This window comes from Variovorax ginsengisoli (assembly GCF_030811835.1).
Lineage (GTDB): Bacteria > Pseudomonadota > Gammaproteobacteria > Burkholderiales > Burkholderiaceae_C > Variovorax > Variovorax ginsengisoli_C.
Genome location: NZ_JAUSRO010000017.1, coordinates 41,392 through 57,639 on the forward strand (window position 1 = coordinate 41,392; position 16,248 = coordinate 57,639).

Genomic DNA, 16,248 nt, shown 5'->3' on the forward strand with positions numbered 1-16,248 from the left:
CATGGGATTGAGAGACAAGGCATCAAAGATTGATTTTGGTTCTCTGGTGGCACCCGCACCTCAGGCGCCAGAAGTCAAACAACCCAAGACGGCGCCGGGCGCGATGATGGCATTCGCCAATGATCAACGCTCCGAGTTGCTGCGTGAGAACGAGCTTCTTCGCGGACAGGCCGGCCAGGCTGAAGCACTTCGGGCCAAACTCGACGAGGCGGTTGAAGAGATTCGCGAATGGGATGGTGCGAAGCCAACACGGCTTTTCGACCCCAAGCAGATCATCCGCAGCAATTACGCCAATCGCCATGAGGCCAGCTTCCTCAGTGCGGATTTTGATCAGCTCAAGCGGGAAATCGAAGAAGCAGGCGGCAATGTGCAACCGATCAAGGTGCGCGCACTGACCAGTCCGGGCGATGGGCCCAAGTACGAGATCGTGTTCGGTCACCGCCGGCACGAAGCATGTCTGCAACTGGGGCTGCCTGTTCTGGCCGTGGTCGACAACTTGGATGATCGCGCATTGTTCGTTGAGATGGACCGTGAAAACAGGGAGCGCAGTGATCTGTCGGCGTGGGAGCAGGGCGTCATGTACGCCAGAGCACTCGATGCCGGGCTTTTTCCTTCGGCACGCCAGCTCTCTTCAGCCATCGGTGTGGACCCGAGCAACTTGGGAAAAGCCATCGCTCTGGCACGTTTACCGGAGGTGGTTATCGCTGCATTCGCATCCCCGCTGGATCTGCAGTTTCGCTGGGTACCTTCGTTGAATCAGGTCCTTGAGCAGGACAGTGAGGGCGTCAAGACGCGTGCCGCTGCCATTGCCGCACATCGCGGCACCATGACGGCAAAGCAGATCTTCGAAGCCTTGATCGCCAAGCCACAGGAGGGGGGTGGTACCGTACCACTCCCTGGTACGCAGCTGACGGACGCTGACGGCAAAGTGCTCGCCACAGTCAAATTCGACAACCGTGGACGTGCGGCGATCCGCGTGGAGACATCGCTTGGTACCAAAAGACAACAAGACTTATTGAAGTTGCTGGATCAGTTTCTCAACGAGCGTTGACAGCAGCGAATGGATGAAAGGGGGGTGGTACCGTACCACCCCCTTTTTTTACCCCAAAACGGCACCGCTATGGACTGGCGCGGATGCATGAGTGTCGATAGCGGCGTCACCAACATCGTCATCGAAGCAGTAAAGCACGACGCGTGCTGGAACTCTCCGTCCGTTTGAAATGGACCAAGTTTGCCTTTCTGGCCGCCATGCAGGTTCAACTTATGTGCGCCATACCGCCAGGGATTCATCCGCGTCGTTAGGTCCGATGACGCGTCGATGCGATCTCCTTTCTTACCCAAAGTTGGCAAGGTGATGCGTGCCCTGGGCACGGCTGCGTGAACGCCGCTTCACGCAATTCGTTGCATCTCGTCCCACGGGTACTGAGCAGCTTCACCGCTCCACACACCAGGCGTTGCAAAGTGCGCGACACACACACTTGCGCCTAAGTGTCTGTCGCACAAAGAAAAAACGCCAACTCGTCTCTATTCTCGGAAACTGATCGTTCAAATGAACACGGATGATAATTAACGTTATCATTCAAACGAATCCAGCCGAAAGTGTCTTGCCCGCCACCACCCCATTGACCACGATGCCCGTCCCAGCGCTGCGCAAGCTCGATCGTGCTCATTTCGCATTCATGCGGGCACTGGCCCAAGGGGTAGACGAGCGCACCAGTTGGGACCGCTATTTACGCGTGGAAGGCGAGCACACAGATTTGCGTACGGTCAGAAGGACCATTGCCTGGATCCGTGACGCGTTCGCCGCTGCAGCGCGCCGCGAGGCCAAGCCGGGGACCGCGCGGCTGATCCTGCTGGAGCCCCTTCGCGACCCGATCGCGGCATCGGCGCCTCTGTCGGTTGCACCGCCGACGCTGCAAGCGTTCGCGGAGGCCGCCGGGCTGGAGGACTTTTCGCAGGAGGAGCAGATCGAGGCCTATGCAGCAGCCTATCCGTCGACGTCCGCAGGGGCGGGACGGCGGAGCAACCCGGCTCGCAGGGCCGACCCTCGGGCGGCGCGACGGCAGCGGTTGATCGAACGGCAACTCGCCGCCTTGCGCTGGTTGGAAGATCTGGTCGTTCAGGATCCCCGGCTGGACGACCGGGTTGACGCGTGGTTTCATCCGGCGCTCGCTCAGCGGCTCGTTCGCGCCGGCCTGTCGACGCTGGATCGCCTCGTCACGCACATCAACGGGGTCGGTGCGCGATGGTGGCTGCACGTTCCTGGAGTCGGCGAGCGCAAGGCCATGCGTGTCCTCGACTGGCTGGCCGCGCACGAGGATGTGCTTGGTGCTGGTGTGGGTCCCCACGTCCGTGTGCCACGCCGCGCGCTGATGCCTGCCACGCTGGCTGCTGTCGTCCCGGCGGGCACCGGCGTGCTGCCGCTAGAGAAACTAAGGGTTCCAGCCGGTCTGGACGGCCGTGAAGGTCGCCAACGCGCCGATCCCGCAGGATGCCGGCTGGCGGCATCGAACGACCTGCAGGCGATCGACGCCTGGCTCGCCGCCAAAGGCACTGCGTCCTCCAAGCCGGGCCTCTCGGCGACCCAGCGTGCGTACCGAAAGGAGGCCGAACGGCTCCTGCTGTGGGCCGTTCTGGAGCGGGGCGAGGCGTTGTCATCGCTGGCTGCGGCGGACATGACGGCCTACGACGCCTTTCTCGCCGGGCCACCTCGCCACTGGTGTGGGCCGCGTCACCATCAGCGCTGGTCACCTCTGTGGCGACCCCTCGAAGGCCCGCTCTCGCCAGCGGCCCGGCGCCACGCCTTCGCGATCCTGCGCAGCCTGTTCGGCTTTCTCGTCGCCCAAGGCTATCTTGCAGCGAGCCCGCTGACCGCTGCGCAAGCCTTGCCGAGCGCTCGGATCCCGCCATTGGGCGCAGGCCGATCGTTCACGTTCGCCCAATGGGACCATCTACGCACCGCCTTGGCCAGGCAGGCTGTTGACGAGCCGGGCCGACGCCTGCGCAGGGTCGTGCAATGGCTGTATGCGACGGGGCTTCGCCTCACGGAGCTCGCGCAGGCGACCTGCGGTGATCTGGCAGGCGCTGCCCCGTCGGAGGGCGGGGCAGCGTCCCACCCAGGCTGGACGTTGCGGGTCGCCGGTCCCGCCGGATCGCCTCGGCAGGTGCTGGTGCCGACGTCGCTGGTCACCTCGCTGCATGAAGAGCTGGTGCGTTGCGGTATGGTGGGCGGCATCGCCGACCCGGCATGCCGGCAAACGCCCCTGCTAATGCGCTTGGATGTTGCCACGGGGCAGTGCGTGCCGTGGTCGACCTCCGCCATCTACAAGACGATCAAGGCCTTCATGGCGCAGGTCGCGCGCAACCTGAAGGATGAAGACGCTGCACAGCTGCGGCGCGCGAGCACCCACTGGCTGCGCCACACGCATGGCAAGCACGCATTGCAAGGGCGCGAAGGCAGGGCGGGTCTGACATTGCAACGCGTGCAGCACAACCTCGGCCACGCATCAATCGCCACGACCTCCGCCTACCTTGGCGGGCCCACCGACACCTCCGATATCCTGGCCACCCGCGCGTTCTGGGACACCCTGTGAAAGTCCGCGGACCCAGTCGCGCACCTGCGCGACCACCCATCGGCCATCGTCGAGCGGCAGGTCGTGGCCGGCGCTCGCGTGCTCGCGGATCGGGGCCTGCCAGTGTCGCGCCAGCCGTCGCGAGCACGCCACATCCACGAGGCCATCCTGCAGGCTTGCCAGAACCAGAAAAGGCACGCGCGGTGGGGTCGGCGGTGCGCGATAGCGTGCGGCCGCCAGCAACTGCCGCAACGCGTTCATAGCCGACACGGGATGGACCTGCCGAATCTGCGTCCATGCCTGCAACACCGCCTGCGCGTCGGGCGCGTGCCGGGTGGTCAGCGCGAGCACGGCCTGTTCGCGCTGATGCGCCGGTTGCGGCCACAGGGCCAGCCTGAGCAGCGCGCCATAGTTGGCCGGTCGCAAGCGCTGGTGCCATGGACTGAAAGGGCGCATGCTGGTATTGATGAGCACGCAGGCGGCCAGCTCTGCGGGATGCTGCGCCGCCCATTCGACGGTCACCATCGCGCCCATCGACATGGCCAGCACATGAAAGGGCGGTTGCAGTCCCGCCGCTTCCAGTTGCGCGCGGCAGGCTTGCATCGTCGTGCCGATCTGCGTCGGGCTTCGCAGCGTGTGCAAGGTGCCGTTTCCCGGCAGGTCGATGGCGACGATGCGGCCATGGGCGCCGCCGCATCCCAGGTCGAGTCCTTGCTGCAGCAGGGCGGGCAGGGCGCCCCAGTGGCCACGCTCGCGCGTGAGCCCGCGCAGCAGCACCCAGGTGGGTCCGGCGCCATCGGGGCAGGCGGCACCGTGGCTTCGGCCCGGCTTCGCCGCCGCGCTCATGCGCGCCCTGCGCCATACCAGCGCGCCTGGGCGAGTGCACGTTGATGCGTGCGCTGCGCGCCGGTCGGCAGCCAGCGCGCATGGCTGCCCACGGCGCGGGTGATGAAGTCGAGCCAGCCGATGTGGGTGCGCAGCACGCGCTGCTGGCGATGAGCGATCATCGGATTGAAGATGCCGTGGCGCGAGAAAATCTGCCGCGGATTCTTCTTGATCCATAGCCATGACCCCATCTCCAAAGTCAGTGGCAGAAACACGCTTCCCGGGCGTTTGCAGGCATCGAGATAAAGATGGTCCCAGAGATCGCCATGCGTGAGGTACTGCTGGCTCTGCGGCTCCAGCACATAGCGATGGTGCAGCAGCGTCTGATCGATGATCTCGCACAGCGCATGCATCTCCGGCAGGTGGGCAATGGGGGTGGAGGTGTGGGCATAAGGAAACCAGATGCGGTCTGTCAGGCCGAATCCGGAATGGCAGTCCACTGCCACGCTGAAGTCGCGCCCCAGCAGTTCCGATTCGACGATCGCGCAAAGCGCTGCGCTTTCGCGTTCCATCGGTGCGCCTTCGACGCCGCGGTACCAGGGCAAGGAGGCACTGATGCGCTGGCCACCGATCAGGTAGGGGACCCGCGCGTGGCAGTCCACCGGCGCATTGCGCATCAGGTCGACCCCGTTCGGATTGGCGCGCGTGCCGAGCCACAAACCGCCGGGGTTGACCAGTGGCATGAACACCAGGCGGACCGTTTCCAACTGACGGTGCAGCGTCTCGTCCCATTGGAGCCGCATCACCAGGCTGCGCAGGTAGGCGATCGTCACCTCGGCGCCAATGCGCTCGAGGCCATGCACGCCGCCGAAAAAACCAACGGCCGGTACATCCCGCCGCGCACTCCCCAGCAAATAGGCATGAACCGGCAGGCGCCTGTCACCTGCGTCGACTTCGCACAGCAGCCGCCGTTCCATGAAGGGACCGGCCAGGTCGGTGAGCGCCTGCAGCGCCAGCAATTCAGGCAATTCCGTAGAAGTCACACGCAGAGGGAAGAGTGAGGTGCGCCAGCATAGCGGGGTGCGTCGTCACCAGGGTGTCATATGCCTGGCCTAGGGTGCATGCATGGCCCCACTCACTTTTGCATCGACGTCCCAGCGTGCCCGCGGCATCGGTTGCGCGTTGCTGTGGGGTGCCTTCGAGTTCGTTGCCCTCGCGCGCCGTCGCTGGACGCTGCGGCACCACAGCCGGCGCTGAGGCGCTGTTGCGCTCGGTCCTGCCCCGGCGCTGCAATTCACATATCGATCACGACTGCCAAGCCGCTTTCACGCCCAATCGGTGCGCTGAAGAAGAACGACTCGCAGGCGTTCGACGGGTTACGACGACCAGGCTGGCGCCGTGGCGCCGCCGAATTGACCCCATGTCTGCGTGTGGGCGTCCTCCTCAGTCGCCATTCAATTCAACCCGAGGACCCACATCATGGACGCCGCAACCGCTTCTCACGACACACTCTCCAAGGCGGGCGCTCCTGGCGCTGCCGTTCGTCAGGCTCCGTCGGAATTCCTGGCCTTCAAGCTGGGCGCCGAGGAGTACGGCATCGACATCCAGAAGGTGCAGGAACTGCGCGGCTACGACGCCGTGACGCGCATCGCCAACGCGCCCGAGCACATCAAGGGCGTGGTGAACCTGCGCGGCATCATCGTGCCGATCATCGACATGCGCATCAAGTTCGACCTGGGCGAACCGACCTACGACCAGTTCACCGTGGTGATCGTGCTCAACGTGGCCGGTCGCATCGTGGGCATGGTGGTCGATAGCGTGTCCGACGTGATCACGCTGGTGAGCGAGCAGATCAAGCCCGCACCTGAAATGGGTGCTGCCCTCGACACCGACTACCTGATCGGCCTGGGCACACTGGACGAACGCATGCTGATCCTGGTGGACATCGAACAGTTGATGGCCAGCAGCGAAATGGGCCTGATCGAAGAAAAAGCCCATTGACCGGACGCAGCCCGCGCGAGGGCTGCGCGGGTACCCGAAACACTGCGCGACGCGCGCTGTGATCGGTGAGTCCGTCGAAACGAATGCTTTGATCCCGATGCCTGGCATCGGGATTTCCCTTTTTCTCTCCCGTCCGGCGCGGCCGTTGAAGGCCTCTCATCGCCTTGCAGCTACCGTTTCAGGTGCGTGCCGCGGCTTTCTGGCGAAGTCCGTTGAGTTTTTCGGTCAGCCGGTGCGTCTCTGCTTCGGCTTGGCGCAGTTCGCCCGCCAACCGGATCACCTCCAGGCGCGCCTTCGGATCGCCGCGGTGCATCAGGAAAAATTGCTCGGCATAGTCCTCGACCTCTGCCGTCCACTGGAAGGTTGCAGCGCCGGTGGCGCGGCGACGGTCGATTTCGGCGAGCGTACGGGCATACTGCCGTGCCTGCAGGCGCCTGGCGGACAGGGCTTCCTGGCTTTCCTGTGCCAATCCAAAACGTCTGAGCGCGTGCTGCAGGACCTGCTTGAGCAGGCTCTGAGCACGGTTGAAGTAAGGACTGACATGTCCGAATTCGGCGAAGCTCATGAAGTACTCCTAGGTAGTTCGAAACGGCTCCTGCGAGGAGCGGCTGACGCATGCATTACATGTGTCCTGCTCTTGCCACATGTGATGCCTTTGTGAACATTTCGAGACGCTCCATCGCCTTGGCGACTGAGGGGCGCTACGATCGATGCCTCGATCCATGAAGCCGCTTGCCCGCCCCCCTTTGCGAATTCTTGTCATTCACCGCGCCGATGCGGCCGGCGAGGCGCTGGGCGCCATGTTGCTGGGTTTGGGCCACGTCGTCGAAGTGGTCGATCACATCGCGATGGGCGTCGCGCGGCTGCAGCAGACACCGCCCGATGTGCTGATGCTGCACTCAGAGGGCGCCGGGCAACCGGACGCAGCGTTGATCGCCCGCCTTCGCACCATGGGCAACGCAGGCTGGATGCCGATCGTCTGCCTGAGCACCGGCGACGCGACCGGACCACCGGAAGATGCCCACAAGCTGCTGACCGAGGCGCTCGAGCGAGGCATGGATGACCAGATCACCTTGCCCGATGGATTGGGGCTGCTCGCGGCCAAGCTTGCGCGTTACCAGGAGATCCTTGTCAGCCAGCGCGACGCGCAGGCCATCATCCAGCGCCAGCGCGACATCCACGACAACATCCTCCACGCCGTCCTGACGTTCGACGAAAGCGGCCGCGCGGTCGAAACCAATCTGGCGGCGCGCCTGACCTTCGGCGCGGCCACCGGGGAGCGGCTGATGGCCGCCAACCTGCTCGGTCGCACCGACAACGGCCATGCGACCCTGCTTCTGGGGGGGCGCCTCGAACTGCAACGCATCGATGGCACCCGTTTCCAGGCTGAGATATCTTCCAGCCAGTGGAAAGAGGGCCAACAGGTCCGCACCACGCTCGTCGTTCGCGACATCACCGAACAATTGAGGGTCGAGCGCATGCGCGATGAATTCCTGGCCACGGTCAGTCACGAACTTCGGACGCCGTTGACTTCGGTCTTGGGCGCCGTGGGGCTTCTTGCGGCGGGTGCGGCCGGTGCACTGCCGCCGCAGGCCATGTCGCTGGCGGCGGTGGCGCAACGCAACGGCGTACGGTTGAGCAAGCTGATCGACGACATCCTCGACCTCACGAAGCTCGAAGGCGACCGCATGATGCTGCACATGCGCTGCCAGCCGCTCGCACGTGTGATCCAAGAGTCGATTGCGGCCAACCAGGGCTATGCCAGCGGGCTGGGTGTGTACCTGCGCGCAGAAATGGAACCGCCCTCGCTGGTTGAGGCACTTGTTTGCGTCGATTCCGACCGCATGCAGCAGGTGTTTGGCAATCTGCTGTCCAACGCCATCAAGCATTCGCCACGCGGCGAGACCGTGGTTGTTCAACTGAGCAAGGTCAATGGCGGCTTTCGCGTCAGTGTGTCCGACAACGGTCCTGGCATTGCGCCCGAATTCCTGCCCCAGTTGTTCGAGAAATTCTCGCAGGAGGATTCGAGCGACCGGCGTTCGCTCGGCGGTGCGGGCCTGGGCCTCTATATTGCGCGGCTTCTGGTCGAGCGCATGGGCGGCTCCATCGAGGTTGGCACCCCTTTGCACGGCGGCGCCACGTTCAATGTGTGGCTCCCTCCGGTGGTCGGCGTGGCGCGTGGGGCCGATTGCGGCATGCAGGCGCTGGCGCCGCGCGGGGCGGGCGAGTCTTCTGGAGCGTCGACGTGAGTGACGAGCTGCGCCGTGTGATGTGCGTCGAGGACGACCCGGACATCCGGCTCATCCTCGAATTCAGCCTGGCCACCGTCGGTGGCTACGAGGTTTGCATGTGTGCCAGCGGACATGAGGCGGTGTTCGCCGCCCAGGTGTTTCGCCCCGACCTGATCCTGCTGGACGTGATGATGCCCGGCCTGAGCGGCCCTGAAACCCTCAGCGAGCTTCGCAAGCTGCCGGAGATCGCGGGTGTGCCGAGCGTCTTCCTCACTGCCAAGGCCTTGCCTGGACAGTTGGAGGATCTGCTGGAGTGCGGTGCCACCGGTGTGATCGTCAAGCCCTTCGATTCGGTACGGCTGCCGCGCGACATTCGCATCTACTGGGAGCATGGCCGTGCCCGTAAGGCAATTTGATGCGTTGCCCGAAGGCACGGCGCTGGCGTATGCTCGCATGCGCCAGCGTTTCGTTGCCGGACTCGCCGCACGCTGGGCAGAGATCGTGGCCGCCGAAAGCGACGCACAGCGCCAGTTCCTGCTGCACCGCATGAGTGGCGCCGCAGGCAGCTTTGGCTTCGACGAACTGAGCGTGGTTGCCCGGCGGGCGGAAGCCGCCGCAGAGGCGGCGATGGCGGCCGGCGGCCGGAACGCGCAGGCGCTTGAAACGCTGTGCGCCATGATTGACGGCTTGGTACGATCCTCTGCATTTTTGCAATCGCCCCCACACAAGGAAACGCCGTGAAGCTCTTGGGCACCCTGGAGGGTGACAACGTCTTCGTTGTCGACATGCATGAGGAAAACCTCGACGCAAGCAACGTGCTCGCTTTCAAGGAAGCGGTGCAGCAGCTGCTCAAGGACCAAGCCCGGGTCGTGCTCGACCTCGAGGGCGTGCGTTTCATCGACAGCTCGGGCATCGGTGCATTGCTCTCTTGCATGCGCCAGGTGGCGCAGCAGCGCGGCGAAGTCAGGCTGTGCAATCTTTCGGGCACGGTGATTGCGCTGTTCGAACTGATGCGGCTCAATCGTGTCTTCCGTATCTACGACAGCCGCGCGGATGCGGTTGCGTTCTAGCCCATCACCGCGCCCGGTCCCATGAACTTCGATGCTACGGGGCGATGCGTGCGCGCTGGCCGCGCAGCCGCAGTTGCAGCCGCCATGGCCCTGATCGGCAGTGTGGCGCATGCCGGCCCGGTGCTCGACGCCATCCGGTTGACCGGTGTCGTGAAGATGTGCATTTGGCCGGCCTACCGCGGTCTGACGTTTCGCGACCCGCGCACAGGCGAGCTCCAGGGCATCGACATCGATCTGTCGGCAACGCTGGCGAGTCGGCTTGGCGTGAAGGTCGCGTACGTCGAATCTTCCCTCGACAAGGTGATTGATCAGCTCGAAGCCCTGCAATGCGATGTCGCCATGCAGGGCGTGGGCATCACGCCCGTGCAGCAGCAGCGCCTGCGTCTGACCGAGCCCTACCTGCGCAGCTCGCTCTACGGCGTGACCACACGCACCAGGCTGCTGATGCACAGGTGGGAGAACATCGATCAGCCTGGGGTGAAGGTGGCTGTGTTCGCCGGCACGGTGATGGTGGGCGCCATGGAATCGAGCCTCAAGCACGCGAAGCTCACGGTGGTGAGCGCCGCCTCAGGGTCCGCTGAAGACGAACTCGAGGCAGGCCGTGTCGATGTGCTGATCGTCGACTACCCGTACGCGCGGCGCCTGCTTGACCATGCCGAATGGACAAAGCTTGTCTCGCCCCCCCAGCCGTTTGTGCCGGTGGTCTATGCCTACGTGTTGCGGCCCGGCGATGACGAGTGGTTTCATTGGATCAACGACTTCGTTGCGCGCATCAAGCAGGACGGGTCATTGGACAAGACAATCGATAAAAACAGCTTGACCCTTGCCGTCGCCCGCGAATGAAAACGGCTCAGGCCTCCGTCGATCGAATCTTCAGAGCGCGCGTGCGCCAGTTGGGTTGGATCGGTGTGTTTCTCTTTTGCCTGGTGCTGGTGGTTGCGTCCATGGAGATGCTGGTCGAATGGAGGGAAACCGAAACGACGGCCATTGAGAGCCAGGCGCTCTACGCCCGCGTGCTCGAGGGGCAGCTCAGCGGAACGTTGGACGTGGTCGCCTCCAACCTGCGCAGCACGGGGGACATCCTGGCCTCCTGGATGTCTGATCTGGACCCCGTGCTCAGTGGACGGTTCCTCGCCGACCAGATTCAGGGCCAGGCGGCAGTGCGGAGCCTCTCGGTGCTGGATCTGGAAGGGCGTGTGCTCGCCAGCACGACCATGGAGAACGTCGACGCCAAGGTGGCGTTGAGCGTGCTCGGCGGGGTGCCGCGCGATGGGTTCGAGCAGTTCGGCCCGGCTTTCATGGCCCGCGATCTCACGCAGCTGTCGCGCGGCATGCAGCAGCCCACAGGCGTGATCGGCTTGCCGTTGATGCTGCTGGTCAAGCGGCCTTCGCAGCCCGCCTTGCTGCTGCTGGCCGTACTCAACCCCGATCTCTTCGCCTCGCAGCAACGCATCCTGGTCGGCGATGCCGCTTCGCGTACCGCACTGCTGACGTTCGACGGGCAACTGCTGGTGATCGGTGGCGACGTGACGCTCGAGCCCGGCAGCAGGCCCCATGGGTTGGTCGCGTTCAAGCGCTTTCTTCCGGCCGTCGAGCATGCGAGCTACATCGACGATCAGGGCATGGACGGCCGGCCCGCGGTCGGCGCGTTCCGCAGCCTGCGCACCTGGCCGTTCGTGATCGTGGCGGAACAGCCCTATGACGACATCTGGGCGCAGCTGTGGAGCGAAGCGCGCTGGATGGTCGCCACCGCGCTGTTTTGCATCATTGGCATCGGCCTGGCGCTGTCTCTTTTTAGAAAGGGCTTGATCAAGGAGCGGGCCGCACAGTTGCAACTCGCATCGCTTCATGCGCAGGTGGCGCAAACCGAGGAACGCTGGAAGTTCGCCCTCGAAGGCGCTGGCGACGGCGTCTGGGACTGGGATCTGGTGACGAACGTCATGCAGCATTCGGCGCGCGTCGCCACCATGCTCGGCTACCAGGGCTACGAGGCCGGTGTTCACAATCGCGACTGGAGGAAGATCATCCACACCGCCGACCTGCCGCGAGTCTCTGCCGCACGCCGGGCGCATGTCGAGGGCCGCAGCCCCGTGCTGCACGAGGAAATGCGCATGCGCTGCAAGGACGGCAGCTGGCGCCTGGTGCTGGTGCGCGGCATGGTGACGCCGCAGCGCGATGCCGCAGGCAGACCGGTGCGCATGACAGGCACGCTCACCGACATTTCCGAGCAGCGAGCCGCCGAGACCGCGCTGGCTGCCAGTCAGGCGCGGCGCCAGGCGGTGCTGCAGAGTTCGCTCGACGCGATCGTCACCATCGATGGTGACTGCTGCATCGTCGATTTCAATGCCGCTGCGGAAACCATTTTCGAGCGCCGTTGCCAGGACGTGCTCTACCGGCCGATGCACGAGTTGCTGCTGCCGCCCGGCCAGCGACGCACGTTCCTGCAGCAACTGCGCCACTACGGCGTGGCGGGCGACTCGCCGATCGTCAATCACCGGGTCGAATCCGAAGCGATGCGTGCCGACGGCACCATTTTCCCGATCGAGCTGACCATCGTGGCGGTCAGCGCCGATGGCAAGCAGTGGTTCACCGCCACCATGCGCGACATCTCCGAGCGCAAGCGGGTCGAGCGCGCACTCTACGAAAGCGAGGCGCGGGCGCTGGAGACCTTCGAGCAGGCGGCTGTCGGCGTGCTGCAGCAGACGGCCGAACGCAGGTTCATCCGCGTCAATCAGACGCTGTGCCGGCTGCTTCAATACTCGCGCCAGGAGTTCCTCGCGCTCTCGGAGGACGAACTTATCCATCCGGATGACGTGGCAGCAGGCTCGCAAGCCTTCGATCGGCTGTTTGCAGGCGAACTTGCCACCTTTGCGCAGGAAAAGCGACTCCGTCGCAAGGACGGCATGTATGTGTGGGTGCGCCTGACCGCATCGATCGCGCGCGACGAAGAAGGCCAGGCGCTTTACATGATCGGCGTGGTCGAGGACATCGAGGGCCCGAAGAATGCACAGCACGAACTCGACGCGGCGCGCAAGCGCGAAGTCCAGTTCGGCGCTCGGGTGCAGCAGTCGCTGCTGGTCACGCCGCCTCGCTCCGTGCTGCCAGGCGTCTGGCTCAGCAGCTTCAATCACGCATCGCAGGACATCGACGGCGATTTCTTCGAGGTCATCCAGCCCGGGTTGCACTGCATCGACCTGATCGCTGGCGACGTGATGGGCAAGGGCATCAATGCGGCTTTGATGGGCGCCGCGGTCAAGATGCAGTTCGGCCGCTCGCTGGTCGAGCTGATGACGGCCGGCGCGCCGAACTCAGCCGCGCTGCCGACACCGGCAGACATTCTCAAGGCCGTGCACGATGCGATGACGCCGCATCTGCAGGCACTCGACGCATTCGTCACGCTGAGCTATGTGCGGATCGATCGTGCAGCCGGTACGTTGACCTGGGTCGGATGCGGCCACGAGGAGGCACTCCTGTGCAAGGCCGACGGCAGTTCGGTGCTGCTGCACAACCAGCAGCCGCCGCTGGGCGTGCTCGAGCATGGGGATTTTCTGCAAAACACACTGGCCGCTGGCGAGGACGACACGCTGCTGATGCACTCGGACGGTTTGTCGGACGCGCTGTTGCCCAACGGTCAGCGCGTGGGCTCCGCACTGGTTCAACAGACCTTCATTCGGCTGGCCAATGTCCATCGCGCGCCCGGCGCGATGTTGCATCAATTGCGCGACGAGCTGCTGCACTCGACCACGCTCACCGACGACACGACCATCCTGGTGGCGCGCATCTGCAACGTCAATACGCACAGCCGCCGGCTGGAGCTGCAGCCCAAGGCGTCTGCCATTCCGATGCTGCGCGGCCTGGTCGAGCAGGAGGCGAGAGCGTCTGAACTCGACGAATCGGCAGGTGTGCTGTTCGCGGTGGCCGCCACCGAAGCTTTCACCAACGTGGTGCGCCATGCGGTGGGCTTGGTCGAGGGCGCGCCGATCGAGGTATTCGTTTACCGATCAGTCAATCAGCTCGAACTCGAGCTCGTCTATATCGGCGAGGCGTTCGTGCCGCCCGAAGAACTGCCTTTGACGAGTTTCGATCAATTGCCCGAAGGAGGATTCGGACTCACCATCATTCGCAAGACGTGCGACGATGTTCAATATACGCATCGTGCCGGCGTCAACACAACGAGACTCACCTTGAATCTGCGTTCCGAACGAGCCAAGCAGATCGGATTGGATCTGATTTGACGGCAAAATCCCATTTTGCACACTACACTCAGGCATGCACATCGCTTTGGTCGAAGACGACGTAGAACAAAGAGACTTGCTGGAACTCTGGGTCACCAGCGGCAAGCACACCGTTGAATCGTTCGGAACCGCCGCAGCGCTCACACAAGCGCTGGCGGTTGGCCGTTTCGATGTTCTCATTCTCGACTGGCTGCTGCCCGACGGCACCGGTGCCGATGTGCTGCAATGGACGCGCCATCATCTCGGATGGGCCCTGCCGGTGATCGTGGTCACCGCCCGCGAAGACGAGGCCACCGTCGTGTCGGCACTCAAGGCTGGCGCCGACGACTATGTCGTCAAGCCTGCCAAACCCATGGAACTGCTCGCCCGCATCGAAGCGGTGGTTCGCCGCGTACAGCCGGCCGGCATTCCCGTACTGCGCGTCGGTGCCTATGAAATTGATATTGCGCAGCACCGTCTTTTCGTCGACCGTTTGCCCGTGGCCATGACCCAGAAGGAATTCGACCTGTCGGTCTATTTCTTCCAGAACCCGGGCAAGCTTTTTTCGCGTGACCATTTGCTCGACAAGATCTGGGGCCTGAATGCGGACATCGATACCCGCACGGTCGATACCCATGTCAGCCGCCTGCGCAAGAAGCTGCGACTTGGAACCGCCACCGGCTGGACGCTGTCTTCCGTGCACGGCTACGGCTATCGATTCGATCGTACCGACAACACCGCAGAAAGCTAGGCTTTCCCTGGCTGCTCTGACGCAGCCCAGATTTACGCAGCGGTGCCGGGCCACAGGTTCATGGCCTGCGCATACTTGGAATAGGCGTTGAGCAGCAGGTTGCGCGGCAGCGGTCTTTCGGGGAAGACAGCGGTCGGCAGGTGTTCGAAACCTGGCTTGGCGAACAGGTAGCCCTGGAACAGGCACAGTCCTTCGCCCTCCAGCCAGCGCAATTCTTCCAGCGACTCGATGCCCTCGGCGATGACGTCGATGCGCAGTTCGTGGCACAGCCCCACGATGGCGCGAACGATGGACTGCCGGGGGGCATCGGCTTCGATGCGCCGCACCAGCGCGATGTCCACCTTGATCTGGTCGGGCTGGAAGTCGGCCAGCAGGTTCAAGCCTGAATGGCCGGCGCCGAAATCGTCGATCGCCACCTTCACGCCCTGGCGCCGGTAGGTGCTGATCAGGTCGGCGAAACGTCGATGATCCTGGATGGCTTCGCTCTCTGTCACTTCGATGACGATGCGGTCCAGCGAGATGTTGAACCGAAGCGCGGCCTCGACGGTGCTCTCGATCATGGCTTGCGACACGAAGGCGCTTTGCGGCAGGAAGTTGAGGTTGAGGTCGCAGCGGATGCCCAGCCGCGAGGCCATTTCGATGGCCGCGACGCGCCCTTCGGCGTCGAAGCGGTAGAGCTCTGCCGGTGGCACGGCGCTGAGCACCTGAAAGGCCGACTCTCCGCGTGCACCTCGTATCAGCGCCTCGTAGGAAACCACTTCGCAGGCGAAACTGTCCACAATCGGCTGGAAGGCATAGCTGACGCCCATGGGCGAGACGTGCCGCAGCGGTGGTGCCGGCAGCACCCCCTCGCCGCCGCCCGTCGACGCATGCGGGCCGCGCTGACTCGAGCGCGCCGCCCGCTCGACGATCTTCTGGCGCCAGCGTCCGTTGGCAAACGCGTGCATCACGCGCAGTGCGCGTTCGCGGTCGAGCTGGGTGAAGCCGGCACCGCGCGCGAAAAAATCGCCGACGCCGTCGATCGCGCAGAGCTCGCTGCGCGTCATCTCGGTGAATGCCATCGACCATTCGCTGAAGGTCCGTTTGTCCACCGCTTCCCGCACGATTCGTACCCCGGCGTGGTGGCGCTGGTCCTGGAGGATCTTGGCGTACTTCGCTTCCACCGCTGCGGGCGGACCTTCGAGCACCTGCAGGAAGTTACCTTCCTCGTGCAGGAGCAGGCCGGTTAGTCCGGCGCGCTCATTGGACCGGCTGGCTTTGCGTGCAAGCTCATGCAGCGCTGCCGTATCGAACGGGCTGGTCGCTCGACTGGCATAAATGATGTGGATGAGCGCTGGCATTGAGATCTTTCCGATTGAGGCCTGTCCGATGTGTGTCGCCACCCAGCGGGCGTATGTGTCTATCGGACATATCGGGAAAGATTTGAAGCCTCAGTTGTGATGGGCTTGTGAAGGCTGGCCGAGGCGGAACAAAGCCCATGCGCTGCATGCCGCATACCGTGTTCATATACACAGGGGGCAGACGAAAGCGCAGGGGTGCCTGGGGCGGCGGTTGCCCGAGGCAAAGGCGGACAACGCCCGAGCG

At 64.1% G+C, this 16,248-nt stretch carries 15 protein-coding genes; 11 read left to right on the forward strand and 4 right to left on the reverse strand.

What is annotated here, in order from left to right; genetic code table 11:
- Nucleotide 1: 1 nt before the first annotated feature.
- Nucleotides 2–1,051, forward strand: a complete 1,050-nt coding sequence (locus J2W36_RS22510) for a ParB/RepB/Spo0J family partition protein (RefSeq protein ID WP_307692009.1) — start codon at nt 2–4, stop codon at nt 1,049–1,051.
- Nucleotides 1,052–1,604: 553 nt separating this feature from the next.
- Nucleotides 1,605–3,593: a site-specific integrase gene (locus tag J2W36_RS22515; RefSeq protein ID WP_307692010.1), complete on the forward strand. Its 1,989-nt coding sequence runs from the start codon at nt 1,605–1,607 to the stop codon at nt 3,591–3,593.
- Here J2W36_RS22515 and J2W36_RS22520 read toward each other — a convergent pair.
- Both J2W36_RS22520 and J2W36_RS22525 read right to left on the reverse strand, forming a co-directional pair.
- Nucleotides 3,507–4,418 carry an alpha/beta fold hydrolase gene (locus J2W36_RS22520; RefSeq protein WP_307692011.1) on the reverse strand — a complete coding sequence of 304 codons (912 nt, stop codon included), beginning with the start codon at nt 4,416–4,418 and terminating at the stop codon, nt 3,507–3,509. The genes J2W36_RS22515 and J2W36_RS22520 overlap by 87 nt on opposite strands.
- On the reverse strand, nt 4,415–5,425 hold the full coding sequence (locus tag J2W36_RS22525; RefSeq protein WP_370869369.1) for a M14 family zinc carboxypeptidase: 1,011 nt from the start codon (nt 5,423–5,425) through the stop codon (nt 4,415–4,417). Before J2W36_RS22525 ends, J2W36_RS22520 begins: the two co-directional genes overlap by 4 nt.
- 97 nt (nt 5,426–5,522) lie before the next feature.
- Here J2W36_RS22525 and J2W36_RS22530 point away from each other — a divergent pair, with 97 nt between their 5' ends.
- Entirely contained in the window at nt 5,523–5,654 is a 132-nt protein-coding gene (locus tag J2W36_RS22530) for a hypothetical protein (protein WP_307692012.1), read from the forward strand.
- Nucleotides 5,655–5,876: 222 nt separating this feature from the next.
- Nucleotides 5,877–6,398 (forward strand): chemotaxis protein CheW, encoded by a 522-nt coding sequence (locus tag J2W36_RS22535; protein WP_307692013.1) that lies wholly within the window; start codon nt 5,877–5,879, stop codon nt 6,396–6,398.
- 178 nt (nt 6,399–6,576) lie between these two features.
- Here the strand turns inward: J2W36_RS22535 and J2W36_RS22540 are convergent, their stop codons facing one another.
- Nucleotides 6,577–6,963 carry a hypothetical protein gene (locus tag J2W36_RS22540; RefSeq protein WP_307692014.1) on the reverse strand — a complete coding sequence of 129 codons (387 nt, stop codon included), beginning with the start codon at nt 6,961–6,963 and terminating at the stop codon, nt 6,577–6,579.
- Nucleotides 6,964–7,144: 181 nt separating this feature from the next.
- Here J2W36_RS22540 and J2W36_RS22545 point away from each other — a divergent pair, with 181 nt between their 5' ends.
- The 7 genes from J2W36_RS22545 to J2W36_RS22575 all read left to right on the forward strand — a co-directional run bounded on the left by J2W36_RS22545 (nt 7,145) and on the right by J2W36_RS22575 (nt 14,664).
- The gene (locus J2W36_RS22545; protein WP_307692015.1) at nt 7,145–8,647 is read left to right on the forward strand and encodes a sensor histidine kinase; all 1,503 of its coding nucleotides are present in this window, start codon (nt 7,145–7,147) and stop codon (nt 8,645–8,647) included.
- Nucleotides 8,644–9,045 carry a response regulator gene (locus J2W36_RS22550; protein ID WP_307692016.1) on the forward strand — a complete coding sequence of 134 codons (402 nt, stop codon included), beginning with the start codon at nt 8,644–8,646 and terminating at the stop codon, nt 9,043–9,045. Before J2W36_RS22545 ends, J2W36_RS22550 begins: the two co-directional genes overlap by 4 nt.
- 37 nt (nt 9,046–9,082) lie before the next feature.
- Nucleotides 9,083–9,370: an Hpt domain-containing protein gene (locus tag J2W36_RS22555; protein WP_307692017.1), complete on the forward strand. Its 288-nt coding sequence runs from the start codon at nt 9,083–9,085 to the stop codon at nt 9,368–9,370.
- Nucleotides 9,367–9,699: an STAS domain-containing protein gene (locus J2W36_RS22560; protein WP_307692018.1), complete on the forward strand. Its 333-nt coding sequence runs from the start codon at nt 9,367–9,369 to the stop codon at nt 9,697–9,699. The genes J2W36_RS22555 and J2W36_RS22560 overlap by 4 nt, the downstream gene beginning before the upstream one ends.
- Before the next feature lie 120 nt (nt 9,700–9,819).
- On the forward strand, nt 9,820–10,542 hold the full coding sequence (locus J2W36_RS22565; protein WP_307692019.1) for a substrate-binding periplasmic protein: 723 nt from the start codon (nt 9,820–9,822) through the stop codon (nt 10,540–10,542).
- Nucleotides 10,539–13,934 carry a PAS domain S-box protein gene (locus tag J2W36_RS22570; RefSeq protein ID WP_307692020.1) on the forward strand — a complete coding sequence of 1,132 codons (3,396 nt, stop codon included), beginning with the start codon at nt 10,539–10,541 and terminating at the stop codon, nt 13,932–13,934. Before J2W36_RS22565 ends, J2W36_RS22570 begins: the two co-directional genes overlap by 4 nt.
- Nucleotides 13,935–13,980: 46 nt before the next feature.
- Complete coding sequence (locus J2W36_RS22575) at nt 13,981–14,664, forward strand: response regulator transcription factor (RefSeq protein WP_307692021.1); 684 nt, start codon at nt 13,981–13,983, stop codon at nt 14,662–14,664.
- A 32-nt stretch (nt 14,665–14,696) separates the two neighbouring features.
- On the opposite strand, the gene J2W36_RS22580 is transcribed toward J2W36_RS22575, so the two are convergent.
- Nucleotides 14,697–16,004: a diguanylate phosphodiesterase gene (locus J2W36_RS22580; RefSeq protein WP_307692022.1), complete on the reverse strand. Its 1,308-nt coding sequence runs from the start codon at nt 16,002–16,004 to the stop codon at nt 14,697–14,699.
- Nucleotides 16,005–16,248: the final 244 nt, after the last annotated feature.